Source organism: Streptomyces sp. 2114.4 (assembly GCF_900187385.1).
GTDB classification, from domain to species: Bacteria; Actinomycetota; Actinomycetes; order Streptomycetales; family Streptomycetaceae; genus Streptomyces; species Streptomyces mooreae.
On sequence record NZ_FYEY01000001.1, the window covers coordinates 7,965,013 to 7,982,164 of the forward strand.

Annotated in this window: 14 protein-coding genes and 2 pseudogenes; 4 read left to right on the plus strand and 12 right to left on the minus strand. The window is 67.8% G+C overall.

Annotation, left to right across the window (positions count from 1 at the left end; genetic code table 11):
• Positions 1-281: 281 nt before the first annotated feature.
• Positions 282-494 carry a DUF397 domain-containing protein gene (locus tag CFW40_RS35180; RefSeq protein WP_088801798.1) on the minus strand — a complete coding sequence of 71 codons (213 nt, stop codon included), beginning with the start codon at positions 492-494 and terminating at the stop codon, positions 282-284.
• Positions 491-1,360, minus strand: coding sequence for a helix-turn-helix transcriptional regulator (locus CFW40_RS35185; RefSeq protein WP_088801799.1), 870 nt, complete (start codon positions 1,358-1,360; stop codon positions 491-493). The genes CFW40_RS35180 and CFW40_RS35185 overlap by 4 nt, the downstream gene beginning before the upstream one ends.
• A 250-nt stretch (positions 1,361-1,610) precedes the next feature.
• Between CFW40_RS35185 and CFW40_RS35190 the strand changes: the two genes are divergently transcribed.
• Both CFW40_RS35190 and CFW40_RS35195 read left to right on the plus strand, forming a co-directional pair.
• Complete coding sequence (locus CFW40_RS35190) at positions 1,611-2,294, plus strand: histidine phosphatase family protein (RefSeq protein ID WP_176956274.1); 684 nt, start codon at positions 1,611-1,613, stop codon at positions 2,292-2,294.
• 298 nt (positions 2,295-2,592) lie between these two features.
• Positions 2,593-6,144, plus strand: coding sequence for a PD40 domain-containing protein (locus tag CFW40_RS35195; RefSeq protein ID WP_176956273.1), 3,552 nt, complete (start codon positions 2,593-2,595; stop codon positions 6,142-6,144).
• A gap of 177 nt (positions 6,145-6,321) precedes the next feature.
• Here CFW40_RS35195 and CFW40_RS35200 read toward each other — a convergent pair.
• Positions 6,322-6,689, minus strand: a pseudogene (locus CFW40_RS35200) (transposase family protein); the annotation flags it as partial.
• 64 nt (positions 6,690-6,753) lie between these two features.
• Positions 6,754-7,137 carry a hypothetical protein gene (locus CFW40_RS37465; protein WP_143680869.1) on the minus strand — a complete coding sequence of 128 codons (384 nt, stop codon included), beginning with the start codon at positions 7,135-7,137 and terminating at the stop codon, positions 6,754-6,756.
• Between the two features lie 544 nt (positions 7,138-7,681).
• Here CFW40_RS37465 and CFW40_RS35205 point away from each other — a divergent pair.
• The gene (locus tag CFW40_RS35205; RefSeq protein ID WP_088795801.1) at positions 7,682-8,107 is read left to right on the plus strand and encodes a hypothetical protein; all 426 of its coding nucleotides are present in this window, start codon (positions 7,682-7,684) and stop codon (positions 8,105-8,107) included.
• 297 nt (positions 8,108-8,404) lie between these two features.
• Here the strand turns inward: CFW40_RS35205 and CFW40_RS38605 are convergent, their stop codons facing one another.
• Complete coding sequence (locus CFW40_RS38605; RefSeq protein WP_256331101.1) at positions 8,405-8,539, minus strand: hypothetical protein; 135 nt, start codon at positions 8,537-8,539, stop codon at positions 8,405-8,407.
• 352 nt (positions 8,540-8,891) lie between these two features.
• Complete coding sequence (locus tag CFW40_RS35215) at positions 8,892-9,389, minus strand: hypothetical protein (protein ID WP_143034499.1); 498 nt, start codon at positions 9,387-9,389, stop codon at positions 8,892-8,894.
• A 1,067-nt stretch (positions 9,390-10,456) separates the two neighbouring features.
• Here CFW40_RS35215 and CFW40_RS35225 point away from each other — a divergent pair.
• Entirely contained in the window at positions 10,457-10,924 is a 468-nt protein-coding gene (locus tag CFW40_RS35225) for a contact-dependent growth inhibition system immunity protein (protein ID WP_088795798.1), read from the plus strand.
• Positions 10,925-11,884: 960 nt separating this feature from the next.
• Here the strand turns inward: CFW40_RS35225 and CFW40_RS35230 are convergent.
• The 6 genes and pseudogenes from CFW40_RS35230 to CFW40_RS39100 form a co-directional block, all read right to left on the minus strand.
• On the minus strand, positions 11,885-12,268 hold the full coding sequence (locus CFW40_RS35230) for a hypothetical protein (RefSeq protein ID WP_088795797.1): 384 nt from the start codon (positions 12,266-12,268) through the stop codon (positions 11,885-11,887).
• On the minus strand, positions 12,265-13,068 hold the full coding sequence (locus CFW40_RS35235) for an AAA family ATPase (protein WP_256331100.1): 804 nt from the start codon (positions 13,066-13,068) through the stop codon (positions 12,265-12,267). The genes CFW40_RS35230 and CFW40_RS35235 overlap by 4 nt, the downstream gene beginning before the upstream one ends.
• A 528-nt stretch (positions 13,069-13,596) precedes the next feature.
• Entirely contained in the window at positions 13,597-14,652 is a 1,056-nt protein-coding gene (locus CFW40_RS38610) for an LGFP repeat-containing protein (RefSeq protein ID WP_256992064.1), read from the minus strand.
• A 108-nt stretch (positions 14,653-14,760) separates the two neighbouring features.
• Complete coding sequence (locus CFW40_RS38615) at positions 14,761-14,955, minus strand: hypothetical protein (RefSeq protein ID WP_256992065.1); 195 nt, start codon at positions 14,953-14,955, stop codon at positions 14,761-14,763.
• A 241-nt stretch (positions 14,956-15,196) separates the two neighbouring features.
• Positions 15,197-15,493: a pentapeptide repeat-containing protein gene (locus CFW40_RS37615; protein ID WP_218828945.1), complete on the minus strand. Its 297-nt coding sequence runs from the start codon at positions 15,491-15,493 to the stop codon at positions 15,197-15,199.
• 1,079 nt (positions 15,494-16,572) lie between these two features.
• Positions 16,573-16,839, minus strand: a pseudogene (locus CFW40_RS39100) (helicase associated domain-containing protein); the annotation flags it as partial.
• Positions 16,840-17,152: the final 313 nt, after the last annotated feature.

Below are 17,152 nucleotides of genomic sequence, written 5' to 3' on the forward strand. Positions count from 1 at the left end.
TTCGCTGGCGACTACGCTGTCGACCAGGGCCAGGAGCCTGTCATCGATGTCACTCATGCTCGGCACAACTGGCCGTGCTGGGTGCGGTCACGGCACCAGTGAGCGCGGAGCGGAGAGAAGTGAAGGGCATGAGCCGGCCGGCTCATGCCCTTCAGCCCATCCGCGGGGGACGGATGTGATGGACGCACCAGTCCAACGAACAACCGGCTACGGCGGTCACGCTTGGGCGTGGGCTGTAGAACTGCTGGAGCTCAGGTGCGGTGTCGCGGTGCTCTGAGGTGCTAGGAATCGAGGACCGTGTGGCTGTTCAACACCTGGAGGAAAGTGGTGAACGTCGTGCTGGAGAAGTGCAACGGGGCCTGGGCGGGGGTCTTCGAGTCGCGTACGGCGACGGTGTCCGCATCGAAGACCATGACCTCCACGCAGTTGCCGCCTCCGCTGCTGTAGCTGCTCTTGCGCCAGGCGGGCTCGGGCTGGGGGTTCGGAGTGTTCAACGGATCTCCTTGATCACATCGCGGATGAAGGTGCGGGAGCGCTTGGTGTCCAGGGCCTGGCTGCGCAGGTGGTTGAAGTTGACGTCGTACTGGCCGACGTCGGCGTCCTCTTCGAGGTAGAGGGACTTGGTCATGGGCTCCACCACGACGACGGGGCCGCCGGCGTCGAACCGGAAGATCGTGTGGGTTCCGTCCATCGCAGGGTGCGCTCCGGCGGCGAAGGGGAGCACCTGGAGCTGTAGGTGGGGGAGTGTTTCTTGGAGGGTCAGGAGGTGACCCAGCTGTTCGGCCAGCACCGGCGGCCCGCCCATCGCCCGGCGCAGCGCGGCTTCATCAAGTACGCACCAGACGGGCAGCGGGGTTGGCCGGGTCAGTACGGCCGCGCGTTGCATGCGCAGTTCGGCGAAGGTCTTGGCCTCTCGTTCGGTTCTCCAGCGGCGGCTGCCGTCGATGACGGCTTGGGCGTAGTCGTGGGTCTGGAGGATGCCGGGGATGACCTGGGAGGCGTAGATGTCGGCCTGGGCGGCGAGGTCTTCGAGTTCGAGGTAGTCGGCGAAGGGATCGGGTACCGCGTCGCCGTACTGGCGCAGGAGGTTGGCGCGACGGGTGGAACCTGCGAGCGTGGCCAGCTTGCGGATCTCGTCGCGGCGGGCGTCGTTTGCGCCGACGCCGTAGGCGGTGAAGTACGCGTCCAGGGCGGTTGTGGACACGAGCCGTTTGGCGTTCTCGACCTTGCTGAGGGTGCTTCCGCTGGGAAGGCCGATCCGTGCGGCGGCATCGTCGAGGTTCATGCCGGTGCGTTGCCGCAGGGTCTTGAGGGCGCCGCCCAGGCGTCGGCGCATCATGTTCGGCTGGGCCTCTGACATCCGGATTCCTCCTCCTCTTCGCCGGTGACTCTACAGACCTCAACTGGCGTGTCATATGCCAATGTTGACTCGATAGGCGCAACCTTGAGGCGCAAGGTTGCGCCTCCGTGGTGGGGGTCGGCATGCTGAGGACGTCCCACTCAGCACCCCAGTGGACCGGCCCCGCAGCGCGATGGCCGGAGCCCTCCCGTGCTGCCAGATACGCCCTACGCCCCGCCGCGCTCTCGCGACGGGCATCGAAGGAGCCCGTATGGCACCGCGCACCGAGCTGACCCTGGCCGTGATCCGCCATGCCGAATCGACGGAGAACGCCACCAAACCCAACTTCTACCTCGACCCCCGCCCCTGGACCGCAACAGCTGCCCACGCCTTATCTCGCGACCTCGTCGGCCTCACCCCACGCGGCTTCGAACAGTGCCTGTGGCTGCGCCGCACACTGCCCGACCTCCTAGGCCCCGATCCGGTCGTACGCACCTCGCAGTACCGGCGCTCCCAGGACACCGCGGCCCTGGCCCTGCCCGGCCTGCCGAGCGAGGCGACCGCCGTGCTGAACGAACAGCACTATGGCGACGCCACCTACATGACCAAGCGGGAGCTGTTCGCCACCTACCCCGAGGGCGTCGACGACCGCCGTCTGCGCAAGCACCTGTGGGTGCCGCCGGGCGAGGGCGGCGAATCGCTGGCCGGGGGCGTGCTGCACCGGGCGAACACCTTCATCACCGCGCTGCCCGTGCTCGCGAGCACCGCGGCCGCGGTGGTGGCCATCACGCACCACACCGCGATCCTGGCGCTGCGCACCCTCCTGGAGGGGCGGCCGGTCACCGACCTGGTCGACGAGGCCCGCCGCCGCAAGACCCCGAACGGGGCGGTGCTGCTCTACCGGCTGCGCGGCGGGCGGTTCGAGGCAGCCGGCGGCGCCGAGCCGGACTGCTGAGGGCGCGCCGATGACGCTCTTCTTCAACGGTCCTGTGCAAAACGGCCCCTTCACCTTCGCCGACCGGCCGGGCAAGGCCGCAGGGATTCGTCTGGCCGAGGCCCTCAACCAGCTGATGGGCGTACCGGCGACACCGCACCTGTGGAATACCGTCACCCTCGACGGCGACATCCGCCACCGCACCGCCGCTGCCACCCGGGCGCTGTCCCGCGGTCAGTGGGAACGGCGCGAGCTCACAGCGAAGTACGCGCCCGGCCCGGCCCCGGCCGCCGGCGTCCTGACCGACACCGCACCGCAGGTGGCCGCCCTGGCCCTGCAGGTCTGCCAGGAGATGCTGGCCACCGGCACGCTGGCCCTGGCCCCGGTAAAGGTGCGGCTGTGTCTGGCCTGCGGCGGTGACGAGGAGGAGTGGCGACGCCGCTGGACAGGGACCGACAAGGCGGTATCACAGCAGCCCCGCTCGCCGGAGGACGACACCGATCCGCCCTACCGGGGGCTGTCCCGCTTCGAACCCGGGGACGCGGACCTGTTCTTCGGCCGCGACGCGATGACGGCGCAACTGGCCGGCACCGCCTGCCGGCACCGCGTCACCGCGTTGGTGGGGGCCTCCGGCAGCGGTAAGTCCTCACTGCTGCGCGCCGGGCTCGTCCCCGGCCTGCGCCACACCGACAGTGCCGCCCGCCAGGCCCCGGCTGCTGTGCGCATCCTCACCCCCGGCGCACATCCCATGGCGCACGGCCAACGTCTGGAACCTGCCGCCGGGCCCGGGGAAACCTGGCTGCTGGTGGACCAGTTCGAAGAGCTGTTCACCGTCTGCAGCGACGATGCGGAACGCGAGGCATTCCTGGAGCGACTGCTGGCCGCGCGCGACGAGAGCAGCCGACTGCGCGTGGTCTTAGCTGTACGGGCCGACTTCTTCGGCCACTGTGCCGCCCACCGGAACCTGGCGGCTGCGCTCAAGGACACCGTGGTGCTGGTCGGCCCCATGGACAAGGATCAGCTACGCGCGGCCATCGTGAGGCCGGCCGTGGCCCGTGGGCTGATCGTCGAACGGGACCTGACCGCCCGCATCATCGAGGACGTCGGAGACGAACCCGGCGCCCTGCCGCTGATGTCCCATGCACTGATGGAAACCTGGCGCCGCCGCCGAGGACGAACGCTGACCCCCCAGGCATATGAAGGCGCCGGCGGACTGCACGGCTCCATCGCCCGCACTGCCGAAGACACCTACCAACAGCTCACCCCAGACCAGGCCGCCCTCGCCCGCCACATCCTGCTGCGCCTCATCGCGCCGGGAAACGGCACCCAGGACACCCACCGTCCCACCGCCCGCACCGAATTCGCTACCACCGACCCCTGCACCGAAGAAGCGCAAACCGAGACCGATGCGGTTCTCAACCGCCTTGCCCACAGCCGGCTGCTCACCCTCGACGACGGCCACGTCCGCCTCACACACGAAGCACTGATCACCGCCTGGCCTCGGCTCCACAGCTGGATCAACGACGAGCGCGACCGCATCCGCCTGCACCGCCAGCTCACCCGCGACGCCGCCGGCTGGCAGGAACTCGATCGCGACCCCACAACCCTTTACCGCGGCAGTCGACTCACCTGGGCAGAAGAGACCTTCACCGGCGAGGACCGCAACGCACTCAATGCACTCGAATCCGCATTCCTCGACGCGGGTCTCGCCGCCCGGGAGACGGAACGCGCACACGCAGCACGCGCGGCACGCCGCTCTCGCCGAGTCGCCGCAGCCGTGGCCGTGTTATGCGTTCTTGCCCTCGTTGCAGGCACCGTTGCCGTGCAACGGGCCGTCACGTCCAACGAGCTTCGTCAGTCGGCACGATCCCGTGAACTGGCGGGCCAGGCAGCGGATGCGGCAACTGACCAGCCGGAGGCGGCGCTGCTGACAGCGCTGGCGGGCTACCATCACGCTCACACCGTCGAGGCCCGCTCCGCGCTGATCAGTTCGTACGCCGAGTACCGCGCCAACCGCCTCGGCGGCCACACCCGTGACCTGACCACTCTGGCCTTCGCCCCCGACGGCCGCACTCTGGTCACCGCCAGCGACGACCACACCGTCAAACTCTGGGATTCCGCCGGCCATCGTCTGCTTGCGACCCTTGTGGGTCACGTCGCCGGCGTCAATGCGATAGCCATTGCACCTGACAGTCGTACCCTGGCTACTGCCGCCGACGACAGCACGGTACGTCTTTGGGGCCTCACCACGCATCGCGCCAAAGCTGTCCTCACCGGCCATAAGGGAGCGGTCAACGGTGTGGCGTTCAGCCGCGACGGCCATACCCTCGCCACAGCTGGTGCCGACCGAACAGTCCGCCTGTGGAACACGTCCTCACATAAGCCGGAGCATACGATCACCGGGCTCAGCGGGGCGATCAACGCAGTGGCCTTCAGCCCTGACGGACACACCCTCGCGATGGGCGGGGACGACGGTAGGACCAGGCTCTGGAACGTCAAAACCCACCGGTGGACCGCCACTGTGACGGGGCATACCGACGCCGTGGACACCGTGGTGTTCAGCCCTGACGGACACACCCTCGCCACTGCCGGCAACGACGGAAGCGCCAAACTGTGGACAGCCTCCGGCAACAGACTGAAGAAGACCCTGTCCGTGTACGACAGTGCTGCACCAGCACTTGCCTTCGCTCCCGATAGCAGGCACCTAGTCACAGCCAGCCCAGTGGGAGTGGGCGGAATTTCGGTGTGGGACACGAGAACCGGACACAAGACCGCAACCCTGGGCGAGACTCCGGCCCGTGCGGTGGCATGGCGGCCGGACGGCCGCACTGTCGCAGTCGTCGCCACCTCGCGTCACGCAGGTCTGTGGGACCTGCGTACACATGAGGTTTCCTCCTCCGGCTTCTTCTCTGCCCAGCGAAACTTCTTCGCCATCGCATTGCGCCCCGACAGCAACGTCGTAGCAGCAGCCGGCTACGGAAAGATCACCTCCTGGGATACCGCCCGCCAGCGCTATATCAGCGACTTCCGCACACCCGATTACGTGCAAGCCGAAGCCTTCACCCCTGACGGCCGAGTCCTCGCCACAGCCACCAGCTCCAAGACGATGCTGTGGAGCTATCCCACCGGCCGGCTCCTGGCCACGCTTGACAGCCATAACACCACCGTCACCGGCCTCGAAATCTCCCCGGACGGCCACACCCTGGCCGCAGCCGGATACGACCACACCGTTCGCCTGTGGAACTTGGCCACCCGACACACGATCTCCGTGCTCACCGGGCATCCTGATTCGGTCCAAGCGATCGCATTCAGTCCGGACGGTAAAACCCTGGCCTCAGCCGGCGACGACCGCACCATCCAACTGTGGGACGTCACCACCGGCCGACGAAAAGCCATCCTCACCGGCCACACCAACACCCTCTTCGCCCTCGATTTCAGTCCGGACGGTAAAACCCTCGCCTCAGCCGGCGACGACCGCACCATCCGCCTGTGGAATGTCGCCAGCCACCACACACGGACAACCCTCACCGACAACAGCGGAAGGATCACCTCCGTCCGCTTCAGCCCAGACGGCAACACACTGGCCACAGGCGGGCCGGGCCGCACCATCCGCCTGTGGGATCCGGCCACCCACCGCACCACCGCCACCCTCACCAGCTACCGTGCACCACTCCTGGACGACCCGGATTCCTTTCTCCCGGCACTGGAGTTCACCCCCGACAGCCGCACCCTCATCAGCTTGGGCGGCCCCAGCATCCGACTATGGGACCTCAACGCCGACCACATCGCCACCCGCGTCTGCCAGCAGAGCAAAGCGAACCATTGGGGAGAATTGCTTCACGCGCTACCGCAAGAAAGGCCCTGTCCCTGACTTGTCCCGGCACCAGCTCGGTCACGCTGTCCACCGTCACGCGGCGATACCCCGCGGCGTCGGCGGCGTGCTCGGCCCGGTGCCCGCGCCGCTGAAACCAGCCGGTCAGCGCCACCCCGGCTAAAGGTTGTCCCGTAAGTGATCTTGAGAGTGGAGGGGCGGGCAGACAGGACTCATTCATCCGATGAGGACGAGGTTGTGCAGGCGGGCGATGCCGAGCATGACGTAATGGATGCCATCGCCTTTCAGGCGGCAGTCGCGAAGGATCTTCCAGCCCTTCATGCGGGCCAAGGTGTGCTCGACGCGGGCGCGAACTCGCTTGTGCGACCGGTTGTGTTCCTCCTTCCAGGTCGGGAGTTCGTTGCCCTTGGTCCGGCGGTGCGGAATGACGAGTCCGGTGCCCAGGTAGCCGCCGTCGGCGACGGTTGCGGTGTGGCCGACGGCCTCCTTGGCGCCGGATTCCTCCCAGCCTCGGCAGTCGTGGCGGTTGCCAGGCACGGGCGGCCGACTATCACGACCGCTCGGGTGTCGGCATCGATGACGACCGGTCCGGCGCGCGCGTTGGCCAGTCGGCCGGGCTTCGTCAGGAGGCCGAGAGGCCTGGTGCTGCTAGCGCGACGGGCAGTGATGGATGGAGAACAGCAGCGACTCATGCCGCACCACGTCTCTGGCGGCAGTCGGGCCGGCTGGGGCATCGCACTGAGAGCACCGGCGCTGTGCGCCGTCCTCGAACGCGCATCGCCCGCAGCGGAGCCTGTCGGGCTGCTCGCTGAACACCACCGCTGGAGCCGGGCTCGCCAGATGCGCACAGACCGGAAGGCGTCCGCGTTCCTGGTTCTGGTAGAGCGCGGCCACGATGGTCTTGAACCAGTCCGGCAGGTCGGTTAGCGAGGCCGAGCGACTACGGCCCGGCCCGAGTACGGAATCGAGCGTTGCGGCGGTGTGAGCGGAGGCCGCCTGGAACTGGTCGCCAAGGGCGGTGGAATTCTGCATGGGCCAGGGGACCGCCTGAACCCGGTGGCTGCTAGGAGGGGGCCGGCGTCCGGGTGAAGCTCCCGGTCGGCCCATGCCGTTGTCCAGGCCCGCGTCAGACGCGTGAGGCCCGAATCAAGGTGGAGCTGGTGTCCGAAGGGGCGAAGGCGACTGTGGACCCCGGCCTGCCGGAGCCGGACTGTCCGGTCTGGGGGACATCCATGGCTGGTGGAGCGCCAACGGACAGCCGGCCAGCGCCAGGAGGCGCCGGCGGCAGTGAGCCTGTTAGAGCCAACTACTGCGGGCATTGTGCACCTCTGCGGCCCGGACGCGATTGAGGCTGCGGCCGGGCCAGGTCGCGGCCCGGGTGATGTGGAGTACCGGAAGTGTCGGCAGACGTCACCGGCCCGCCACTGGGGCAATGCCGCCTGCTGTGTCGGTCGGGGCGCGGCTGGATTGATTAGTCCAGCTCACAGGGCCTGCCAAACAACTCCATGGCCGGTGAACTCAGTGCTGTCGACGTCGACCTGGCGCCGGCACACGTGACAACCCAAGGACGGATCACATGAAGCGCAAGCTCGCCCTCACCGCAGCCACCGTGGCCCTCAGCGTCGGAAGCCTGGCCGGCATGACGGCCCCAGCCGCCACAGCCAGCCCCGCCGCGCCCGCCACTACCGCTGCCGCTGTGCCGGCAGACTCCCCGGTGAAGCAGGGCCACACGATGACCAAGGATGCTCAGGGCCGCAAGGTGGCGAAAGTGACGTTTACCCAGGTGACCGGGCACGTCGTGAAGGGATGGATCGAGAAGCTGTCCAAGGACAAGATCTGCGCCCAGGCGATTGTGAAGTGGTACAAGGGCGGCAAGCTCCGCGACACTGACCTGTCTGAGAAGGTCTGTCGCAAGGGCCAGAAGAAGTACTTCTCCATGCGCGCCGGCGACAAGCACCACTTCAACGCCAGCGACGTGTGGGGCGGATTCAAGCTGTCCTGACCACCGTCAGCGATGACGCCCGGGCGGCGGGACGCACGTCGGGGGACGATGCGAACCACGCCCGGGCACCACATCGTTTGTTCATGATGCGGCGGTCTGCCTCGCAGCCCGCCGGTTGCCGAAACCCGTCGCGGCGCACGTCGCTGGTCTGTCACCGGCTGAGGCGGATGCGCGGCCCCCACGCGAACTCGAGGTCGTCCAGCAGGATGAGCTCCAGCTCCTTCTCCCACAGGCCGCGCAGACCGAACGGGTTGGTCTCCATCCGCTCCAGGACGACCAGGGTCTCAGGCTGTCCGATCAGCGCGTACCGGCCGTGCGAGGCGGGCCTGCTGCCGGCCCGTACTCCCGCAGCAGCTCTTGCAGGCGGGCGCGGTGCTGTGCGGCGAACGCCTCCCGGCGCTCGATGTACCCCTCGCGTTCCTCGGTGCGCACTGTGCTCAGCGCGACGTCCAGGAACTCACCGTCCGGCCAGTGGCGCTCACCGGGCGCGGCCAGGGCTCACGGGAACCGTTCCGCCGCCGTCAGGACGTCCTTCGCGTCCAGCGCCGGAGCCGGGGCCCGTTCCTCCACGGGAGCCTCCTGAGGGGGAGGGGAGGTCGGCTGCTGAAGGTGGGTGAGGAGCATGGCGCTGGAGGCGGCGCGCCCGCGTTGTGCGTGGGCGGTGGTGTCGGCGATGCGCAGCAGGTAGCAGGCGACGTCGCGGACTCCGGCGAACCAGCCGTCCTCGAGTCGTTAGCCTGACAGCGTGCCCCGGCCGGATCAACGGCCGGGGCACGGTGCTTTTTCACGAAGAGGGAGCCCAGTCACCTTCGTGGCAGTATTGCTTGTCATCATCGCTCTTCTCGCAGTAGAAGTAGTCTTCACTCTGGTCCAGGGTGAAGAGTCCAGGCTTCTTGGGAGTCCAGTTCAGGCTCACATTGTGCATGCGGTATTTCTCGATGAAGTGCGTATCGCCGATCACGTGATCGGCCTCGCTGCATGCGCCGTGCTTCGGGGGGCTCCACTTGATCACCTCGGGATGTTTCCGTGCAGTGCATACCACCTCGGCCGGACTCAGGCGCGTCGAATACGTGGAAGTGATCTTCACCTCGCAGTTGACCTCAGGAGCATCCGCCGGTTTCGGGTCGAGGTTCGGCGTCTTCTCCTCGCAGCCCTTCTCCACCGCGCGGTCCTTGAGCGCTAAACCGTCGATGGTTTTGTCGAAGTTCTCCGCAACGCCCCTCATGCGCTTTTCCGTCACTTCTTCTGCGCGGTTGGCGTCTTTGCGGTCTTGCGCTGACATGCCGGTGGCGCATCCTGCGAGAGTCAGCGCCGTGGCCGCTACGACAGATCGTGCTATCCACTTCCGCACCAGGATCCTCCGTTATGTGGTGTAGGGGCATGCTGTGCGTCACAGCCTGCCTATGTCATCCATGCTCCGTCGCCGGTGGCGGGTGCCGCAGAAGAACTCGATGCGATCTCTTGGTTTGGTGTCGGTAGCGGTGAGAGCCGGTGGTGGTGTGCTGGGGCGGGGTGTTCCTGGGCTGGTCAGTGGTTGTTTGTGGGTGGTGGGCCGCTGTCATGAGGTGAGAGGTTGATGGGTGGATCGCTGTCGTGGGGCTTTATCGCATGGCAGCTGATGTTGTCTCAGGTCCGAGAGTTCTTATGCGGTGAGGTGGGCCGGTCGGTGTGATCGTGGGGTGGATCAAGAGGTAAGGGTCGGCCGTGGGCCTGTGCTGCCCAGGGGATTGGTGGTGCGTCGTCTGCTGGAGCGGCAGCAGGCAGGGAGCTGGCCACGCGGCATGTGCGTGCGGCCGCCGAGACGGTGGGGTTTCCGAGCGTACGGTGTGGCGCTGGCTGGAGCAGGCGAAGGCGACCGGGCAGGTGGAGGCCGGGGTTCGGCAGGGGTATGCGGTGTCGGACGAGGTGGGGGCGCTGCTGGGCGAGGTCGGAGGGAATGTCGCTGAGCTGAGACGCCGGCTGGCCGCGGCTGAGCGCGATGAATCAGCGGCTGAAGAGCCCGGTGCACGGGCCCAGACCCGGGACCGAGTCACTGTCACCCCGGAAGTACGCCGCCTGCTCGCGCTGTGGAGGGCGAACCGTCCTATACCGCAGCGCGGACCAGCCACTGCGGTTCGTCGAGGGGCTTCCTACCGGCTGGAAACCTCCGCATATGTACGCCGCGCGCGATGGTGAACAGGACCAGGATTACGGCCCCGCGGGACCGGAAGACTGGGCCTGACCGTACGAGCAGAGCCGGTTCCTCGGATCACTCGCGTTCGGCGGGAAGCCCAGAGGTCAGCTGAAAAGTCTGCCAGCGTAGTGTCCGGGCGTGTCGGCCCCGGCTACGACGACCTCGAGAATGACCTCATGGACCGTCTGCTGCACCTTGACCGCACACTCGACGAGTTGGACCCGCCCCGCTGGGCTCCTCCTGCCGCTGACGCGACCCGCTTGGTGCGCGAGGTGCACAGGTTGCGACGCATTCCGCTAGGCGAACTTGGTCCGGCAGATCTGCGCACACTCCTCTCGCAGCAGGTGGCCCTGCCGTACGTCCTTCCACTCGCAGTGCGCTTGCTGCTTGAGGATCCGCTGCTGGATGCATATTTCTACGAGGGAGACTTGCTGCTCGCCGCCGTCAATGCCCCAGCCTCCGCCTGGTCCTTGCTGCCGGGCCTCGGTGCGCGGCTGCGCACCGTGATCACGACACTGCCGGGGTCAGCGGCCGCCGATCTGCCGCGCGGCGGCGCCGAGGAGCTTGCCCGCTTCGTCGCGCCGCCCGAGGCATCTCGCTGGCCTGACGAATTGGCGGGTGAAGGAATCCGTAGGGAGGACTGACCGGCACCGAGGCTACTGTGAGTGGGCGCGCTGGTGGTGTTGGGCGCCTGGTCACGGGAGGTGGATGCGACCCGGTCGGCTGTCATGGGGTGACCTAGCGGCTGCTGTTTTTCGACCAGTGTGAAGGTAGATCGGCTGTGACGGAGCAGTGGTTGTGCGGTAGTTGTGTTGTTGTGGCCTGGTGTTTTGTTTGTGGGTTGGGATTCGGGGCTGGGGTCGGGGCGTGTTGGAGGGGATGGGGATCGGGGCTGGCCGAGGTGTTCGGTTTGGTTGTTCGGGGTGTTGAGCGGGGATTTCGTGGGTGTGTGGGATTGATCTTGGGTTTGTTGTCGGTGGAATGGTGCGTCGAGAGGTAACTGGTGTGGTCGAGCTCGGGGCCTGGTCAGGGGCGTGATCCGAGGTAGGTGGTTAGTGGGTCGCTGGTGGCGGGGGAGAACCGGACCATGCCGAGCCTGTGGCCGATCACGGCGATGGTGTTATAGACGCGGGTGCCTGGTGTGGGTGGGGAAGGGTGGCCAAGGTGCGGGCGAGTGTGACGGTTTCGGGGGAGATCACGAGGTCGCGGACCAGGACCAGGAGTACGGCTGAAGCGTTTCCTGCGCGGTCCATGTGCGCGTTGGTTCTCGCGAGTTGATGCAGGCGCCTGTGCCAGTGGTCGGTGAGGTGTTGTTGGTGGTCGTACCAGCGGGTGGTGATCGCGTGTGCTGCCTGCCATGCATGCGCGCTCCGTGGATGCCGTTGTAGCCGCTGGTGGCGGTGGTGGGCCGTGGTGAGTTCGGGAACGGTCCCGGTGCGCAGTGTGGACGTGAGTCGTGGGTCGGGGGTGGCTTGCTGATGGCGCCGGCACACCAGCTGGGGCCAGGGCCGGTGGATCCAGGCGGTGTCCGCCGTGCCGCGGCTGTGGTGTCGCACGCACGTCGTGCACGCTCGTACAGCTTGCTGGCGGCGCTCGACGGGCCCTCAGTATGCGGTGGCCGGTCTGGCGTCCGTCGTGCCGTCCTGGAGCAGGCCCGGCAGTGCACGCGCGAGGGCGTGCGGCCGGACTCGGGCCACGGCAGCGACTCGGCGCGCGGCGGTGGGGGAGAGGTCGAGTCCTGCCGCGGGCGGGGTGCCGTGTCCGTGGACGGTGATACCAGCGCTGTCGAGGAGTTGGGGCAGTGTCAGCCCGTAGGCACCGGCGAGGCGCTGTAGGTAGGAGGCGGTCGCTTCGAAAGCCAGCGGCCGGATGCGGAATACGCCCGGTGCCGGGAGCGGGATCTGTGCCCATGCCCCGGCGGCGGGTGCGCCGCCTCGCAGGGCACCGGGCGCGGCTGCGCAGCCAGCCGTGAGAAGTGCCTGGTTCACCAGGTGCCGGGCTTGGTTCGGGCACGGGGCCGGTAGCGCTGTTCGGATAGGTGGTCCACGCGGACGGCGTCGAGGGTGGTCTTCGTGATGCGTTCCGTGCCGTCGATGAGCGCGGTGATGGCCGCCTGCTTGACCAGACGCGCAAGCGACCCGATCCGTCCGGCGGTGCGGGCGTGCAGGTATGGCACCAGCCGCACCAGGCTCCCTCGCCGGTGGTGGCGGAGGTCGAGCGCGTTCTCCAGGGCTTGTACCAGGTCTTTGAACGGCTCACGTTCACCGTCGCGGGCGGGCAAGGGATCGCAGTCGACGAGGGAGGCGCGTGCGGCGAGCTGCGCCCCGCGCACCCCGCAGAACAGCGCGGTCCCGGTGACGTCGATGCCCGCGTACACGAACGTCGCGCTGATGCGTTCGGTGAGGTCTTTCAGCAGATCAGCGCTCTGGGCGCCGGTGGTGGTGCGGGGGTTGAGCCGGTGGATCTCGTCGATCAGCACCAGCCGCACACCCGCCTGCGTGTAGGTGTGGCAGACGCTGTTGACGATCTGGGCCTGCGACATGCGGCCTGTCAGGGGGATTCCGAGGTAGCGGGCGAATTCGAGAGCCAGGGTCTTCGCGCTGGCGGCGGGCGGCACGAGCACGTAGGCGACCGGGACCTGCCCGGCCGCGGCCGTATCGCCCTGGCGGCGGGTGTGGGCCAGGTGGCAGGCGCGGCCGACTTGGAGCAGCGCCGTGGTCTTGCCCGCGCCGGCGGGGCCGGTGACGATCAGGGACGGGCGTGCGGTGACCCGGGCACGCAGAGGCAAGGAGTCGTCGTTGAGGGCCCGCCGGAGAATGGCGAGTCGGCGGTGCTGGTGCAGCGGCCGTTGGGATGCTGCTGGGGCAGGTCATCGATATCTCCGACGGAGAACCGGGGCACATGTGGGGCGCCGGCCTTGGAGGCGCCGAACTGCACCCGGCCGTAGGACACCGGCTCGATCCAGCCAGGCGGCGCATCCACTCGAAGTCGACTTTCCCGAATGTGACGCTATCCGTATCGGTGCGTACCTGGAGCGATGCATCGCGTGTGTGTCCGCGCCGCGGAGAGCGGTAGCACTACGTATGACAGCCGAAGGCGACCGGGTATGTGCCTCTGGTCGCGGATCCGAGGTCGACAAGCAAGCGCCTGGGGCGCAGAAAGGCCCCCTCCAGCGGGCTGCCGGAAGGGGTGCCGTTCGCCTCACGCGTCGACCAGACCTCCCTGCACCTGTCCGGGCGTTTTCGTTCAGCCCGTGATCAAGTCCAGTTGCACTTGTGGAGCGGTACAAACAGGGCGTGCGTGGCGTACGTCCAGCTCACGTTCGGCAGGTCCGACTCCAGGTCCCACGAGTTGCCGGTGTTCCAGCCGCCGTCGGACTCCTGGTGTGCGTACGCGGCGTGACACGCATACTGCTTACGCAGAGATTCCGCCTCGTCGGTCGTGTCCAGGCGCAGCGGATTCGGCGTGTTCGTCCACACCTCCTGCCATCCGTCGGCGGCCTTGTCGATGCCGCCCGGAACCCGGCATCCGTCGGGTAGACCATCAGCACGAACTTGTCCGAGTCTGTCGGCAGGTTCACTCGCACCTGCTTGACGAGGCTGCCCGGTGCCTCCACCTCGTAGCCGGTGCACTCGCCGCCGCAGCCCTCCGACGCGCCGCCCGGAATCCAGAACAGCGTCGCACCCGAGGCGAACTTTTGCGTCACCTGCCGGTACGTGTGGACCCCCTTGGCATCCGTATACGAGTCGGTACCGTCCGTCTCGTCGGACGCCGGGTAGCCGAACGCGCTGTTCTCCCAGCCGTACTCGCCCCACGTCGCGCCGATCTTCCCCCATACCGGGTGGGCGCCGGTCGCCGCCGACCAGTACACGGTGCCGCCCTCGAACTCCTGGCGCACCCCCTTGCCGTCCGCGTTCTTCAGCTCGTCCGACTTCGGGTAGCCGAGCGCGGACGTCTCCCAGCCCATCGCCTGCCACTTGTCGCGCACCGCCCCCCATACCGGGTGGGCACCGGTCGCCGCCGACCAGTAGATCGAGCCGTTCTGGAAGTGGGTGTACCGGCCGCGCCCGTCGGGAGTGGTCATCTCGTCCGTCACCGGGCATTTCAGCGGCGAGGACACGTCATCCATCGCGATGTACTTGTCGAGGATGGCGCCGGAGACGGTCTTCCCGCAGAAGTCGCGGTCGGCTGCGGCTGCCGGGGACGACGTAAGGAAGGGGGCGGCCAGGCAGGCTGTCGCGAACAGGGCGAGTTTCCGAAGTGTTTTCACCCCGGAAAGGTACTGGGAAAAGAGGTGCGCGAGGAGAGGGAATCCGGCCGGGTTGCACCGGAATGTCCCCCATAGGCCCTGCTTGCGGTAGGCCAGGCGCATGCGCTGCACCGTGGTACGCGAGACGCGGCCGAAGCCGAGCGCGGTCAGTCCTCGGCCTTGGCCTGTTCCAGCTCGGCCAGTGTGTGCCGCTCGGGTCGTACTGTTCCCCTACAGCTCCTTCGCTGCCGGGCCCGTCGGCAAGGCCACAATCATCCGACTTCTCTCACATGCCCGCTGCCAGACCAGCGCCTTTTCGCGCGCCGCGGCGGGCGTGGTCTCGAACAGCCCCCACTGCGGGGCCGCCTGCGGCACAGCGGCACCAATGACGCGAAAGGGATCGGCGAACAGGTAGCCGGCGAACACGGCCTCACCACCGTCGTCCGGGCCGACCGGACAGGGCGACCACCTGCCATTTCACGCCGCGGAAGCGGACATGCGCCCCGACCTTCACAGCCGGCCGGGCATTGCGCCGCGCGGGCACCCGACACCTCCCGTCTCGCTGGCGCCGCTCCAGCTCCGCGGGCCGACGAGGGCGCGTTTGTGCAGCCGCGTCTCCAGATCTGTCGTCAGATGTCGGTAGAGGCGTCTCACGATCTCCGGAAGGTCAGCGCGGGCCATGCTTATCGCGGCTGGATCGAGTTGGCTCACCACCACACGCCCGTCGCGCGCCGGTCGTCACGGCTCCCTTCGTGATGGTGTGCTGGTCGTGCTGCGCTCGGTCGAGGTTCGCGCCCATGAGGTTGGCGCCCACGAGGTTCGCGCCATTCAGGTTTGCAGCCGTGAGGTTCAGATGACTGAGGTCGGTGCTGGCGAGACAGGTGTTGCGCAGGTCAGTAACCGCGCCGTTGTCCTTGCTGCGATCCCGGCGACCGAGAACAGTCAGCGCTGCCTGGACATCCAAAGTCAGCGAGTGCGGGGCCACAGCGACCGACGGGCACGGCGCGGGCGCGGGCGCGGACGTGGGGGGGGGGCGGGGGAAGAGCCCCGGAGGGCAGCAGGATGGCTTGCGGCGTGGCTTGTGGCAGGTTCGCGCGGACGAACGCGGAGAGCACCTGCACGATTGTTGGCTGATCTGGCGGCGAGTCGCGAGCGAGCCGTTCCAGCGCGTATACCGCGCCGAGTCGGGTCTGCAGGTGCTCCTCACCGAGGGTGCCGATCTGATCCATTGCCTTGGTATACCGGTCGGTGAACTGTCCCTGTTCGGTCGCGGACAGTGACTGCGCGGTGAATACCAACGCGGCCAGGGCGGTGAAGGTAGTGACCACGGAGCTGATTGCCGACCAGTTCATTTGCTGTCGGGGCGCTTCGGCCGCGGTCGGTTCTGCTGCGGACGTGGCCGGCTCCGTTGCCCGGGCGATCAGGCCGGGCCCGTCCGGGAGCTGGTCCCACTCCACTGGCGGCGTCATATCCGGGCTGGCTGTCGACCGCCGGGCCGATGCCCAGGACACCCCACAGCCAGCCAAGGCCACTATGGCCGTCAGCGTCCACCACCATGTCCCTAACCAGCTCGCGATGGCTGGCCAACCCGGCCACTGCCATGTCCCCAGGACTACTACGGCCACTGCCGTCATGCCCAGCCCGATGCTCGCCAGCCTCAACCTCTGCTGTCGTCGTCCGTCACTCATGCGGGAAGATCACACCACATACGGTGATCACTGCTGCACTTCGCCTGAACCGAAACAGATCCGTTGTCCGCCCCGCCAGTGCTGTGAATGCCCGAGCCGCGTACGCGGACGAGGCGGGACCGTTGCGGAACGCAGCGCCGTGCATCGCCCGCCACCTCCGCCAGCCGAGACTCGAAGACGCTGATGTTGCTCATCCACACCCCTCCCTTGTGTACCGCCCCAGCGAAGCTCACTCCTGAGCCGATCAGCCCTGTGGACGAACCCGCCCGACCGTCCCCGGGACCTGCCATGACGTCCCGTGGACGGCTGCCTGAGCCGATGGCACGGCTGCTTCACCACGCGTAGGCGGTTGGCGTCATGCCCACTGCACGCCCAGTGCTCGCAGCGCCTCCAGCTGCTCTTCGGTGAGCTTGTAGCGGCGCTGCTTCTGGTTGGCGTACCAGACGCCGACCTTGGTCTCGGTCCCCTCGGGCAGGGCCACCACTGCCTTGTGCGGCGGCTGGCCGCCCTCCTGCTCCATCCACTGGGCGAGGGCTGCGAGGCCGCGTTGGAAGGCATGCTGCGCCTTGCCCTGTCCCTTGGCCGCACGCTTCGCCGCCGGGTGAGGCTCGGAGGGGGCTTGTTGTGCGGGTGGTGGTTGACCTGGTGTTGCTGGTTCGCTGAGAGGCCGAATGAGCGGTTCGAGCGGGGCGGTCGCGGTGTGTGAGCCGGGATTGTGTCTTCTGCGTTGAGAGAGGCCGTGCTCGTTGTAGGTGGCCTCAGCGCCCAAAGGCCCAGTGCGTATGTGCGCTGGTCAGGGCTTTCGCGGGCGCTTTTGCGACGGATGCCCAGGAATTGAGCAAACCGGCCCCCGGGACGGCTGTAGGCGTCGGCGTGGAGGGAGTACTGGCGGTCATGGCCACACCCGCCCCCTGGGGTGTGGGTGTGGCCATGAC

Coding starts and splice junctions, on each gene's coding strand:
- CFW40_RS35185 (WP_088801799.1), bottom strand. CDS start 1,360: ATGTCAGAGGCCCAGCCGAACATGATGCGCCGACGCCTGGGCGGCGCC.
- CFW40_RS35190 (WP_176956274.1), top strand. CDS start 1,611: ATGGCACCGCGCACCGAGCTGACCCTGGCCGTGATCCGCCATGCCGAA.
- CFW40_RS37465 (WP_143680869.1), bottom strand. CDS start 7,137: ATGCAGAATTCCACCGCCCTTGGCGACCAGTTCCAGGCGGCCTCCGCT.
- CFW40_RS35205 (WP_088795801.1), top strand. CDS start 7,682: ATGAAGCGCAAGCTCGCCCTCACCGCAGCCACCGTGGCCCTCAGCGTC.
- CFW40_RS35215 (WP_143034499.1), bottom strand. CDS start 9,389: ATGTCAGCGCAAGACCGCAAAGACGCCAACCGCGCAGAAGAAGTGACG.
- CFW40_RS35225 (WP_088795798.1), top strand. CDS start 10,457: ATGGACCGTCTGCTGCACCTTGACCGCACACTCGACGAGTTGGACCCG.
- CFW40_RS38610 (WP_256992064.1), bottom strand. CDS start 14,652: ATGCGCCTGGCCTACCGCAAGCAGGGCCTATGGGGGACATTCCGGTGC.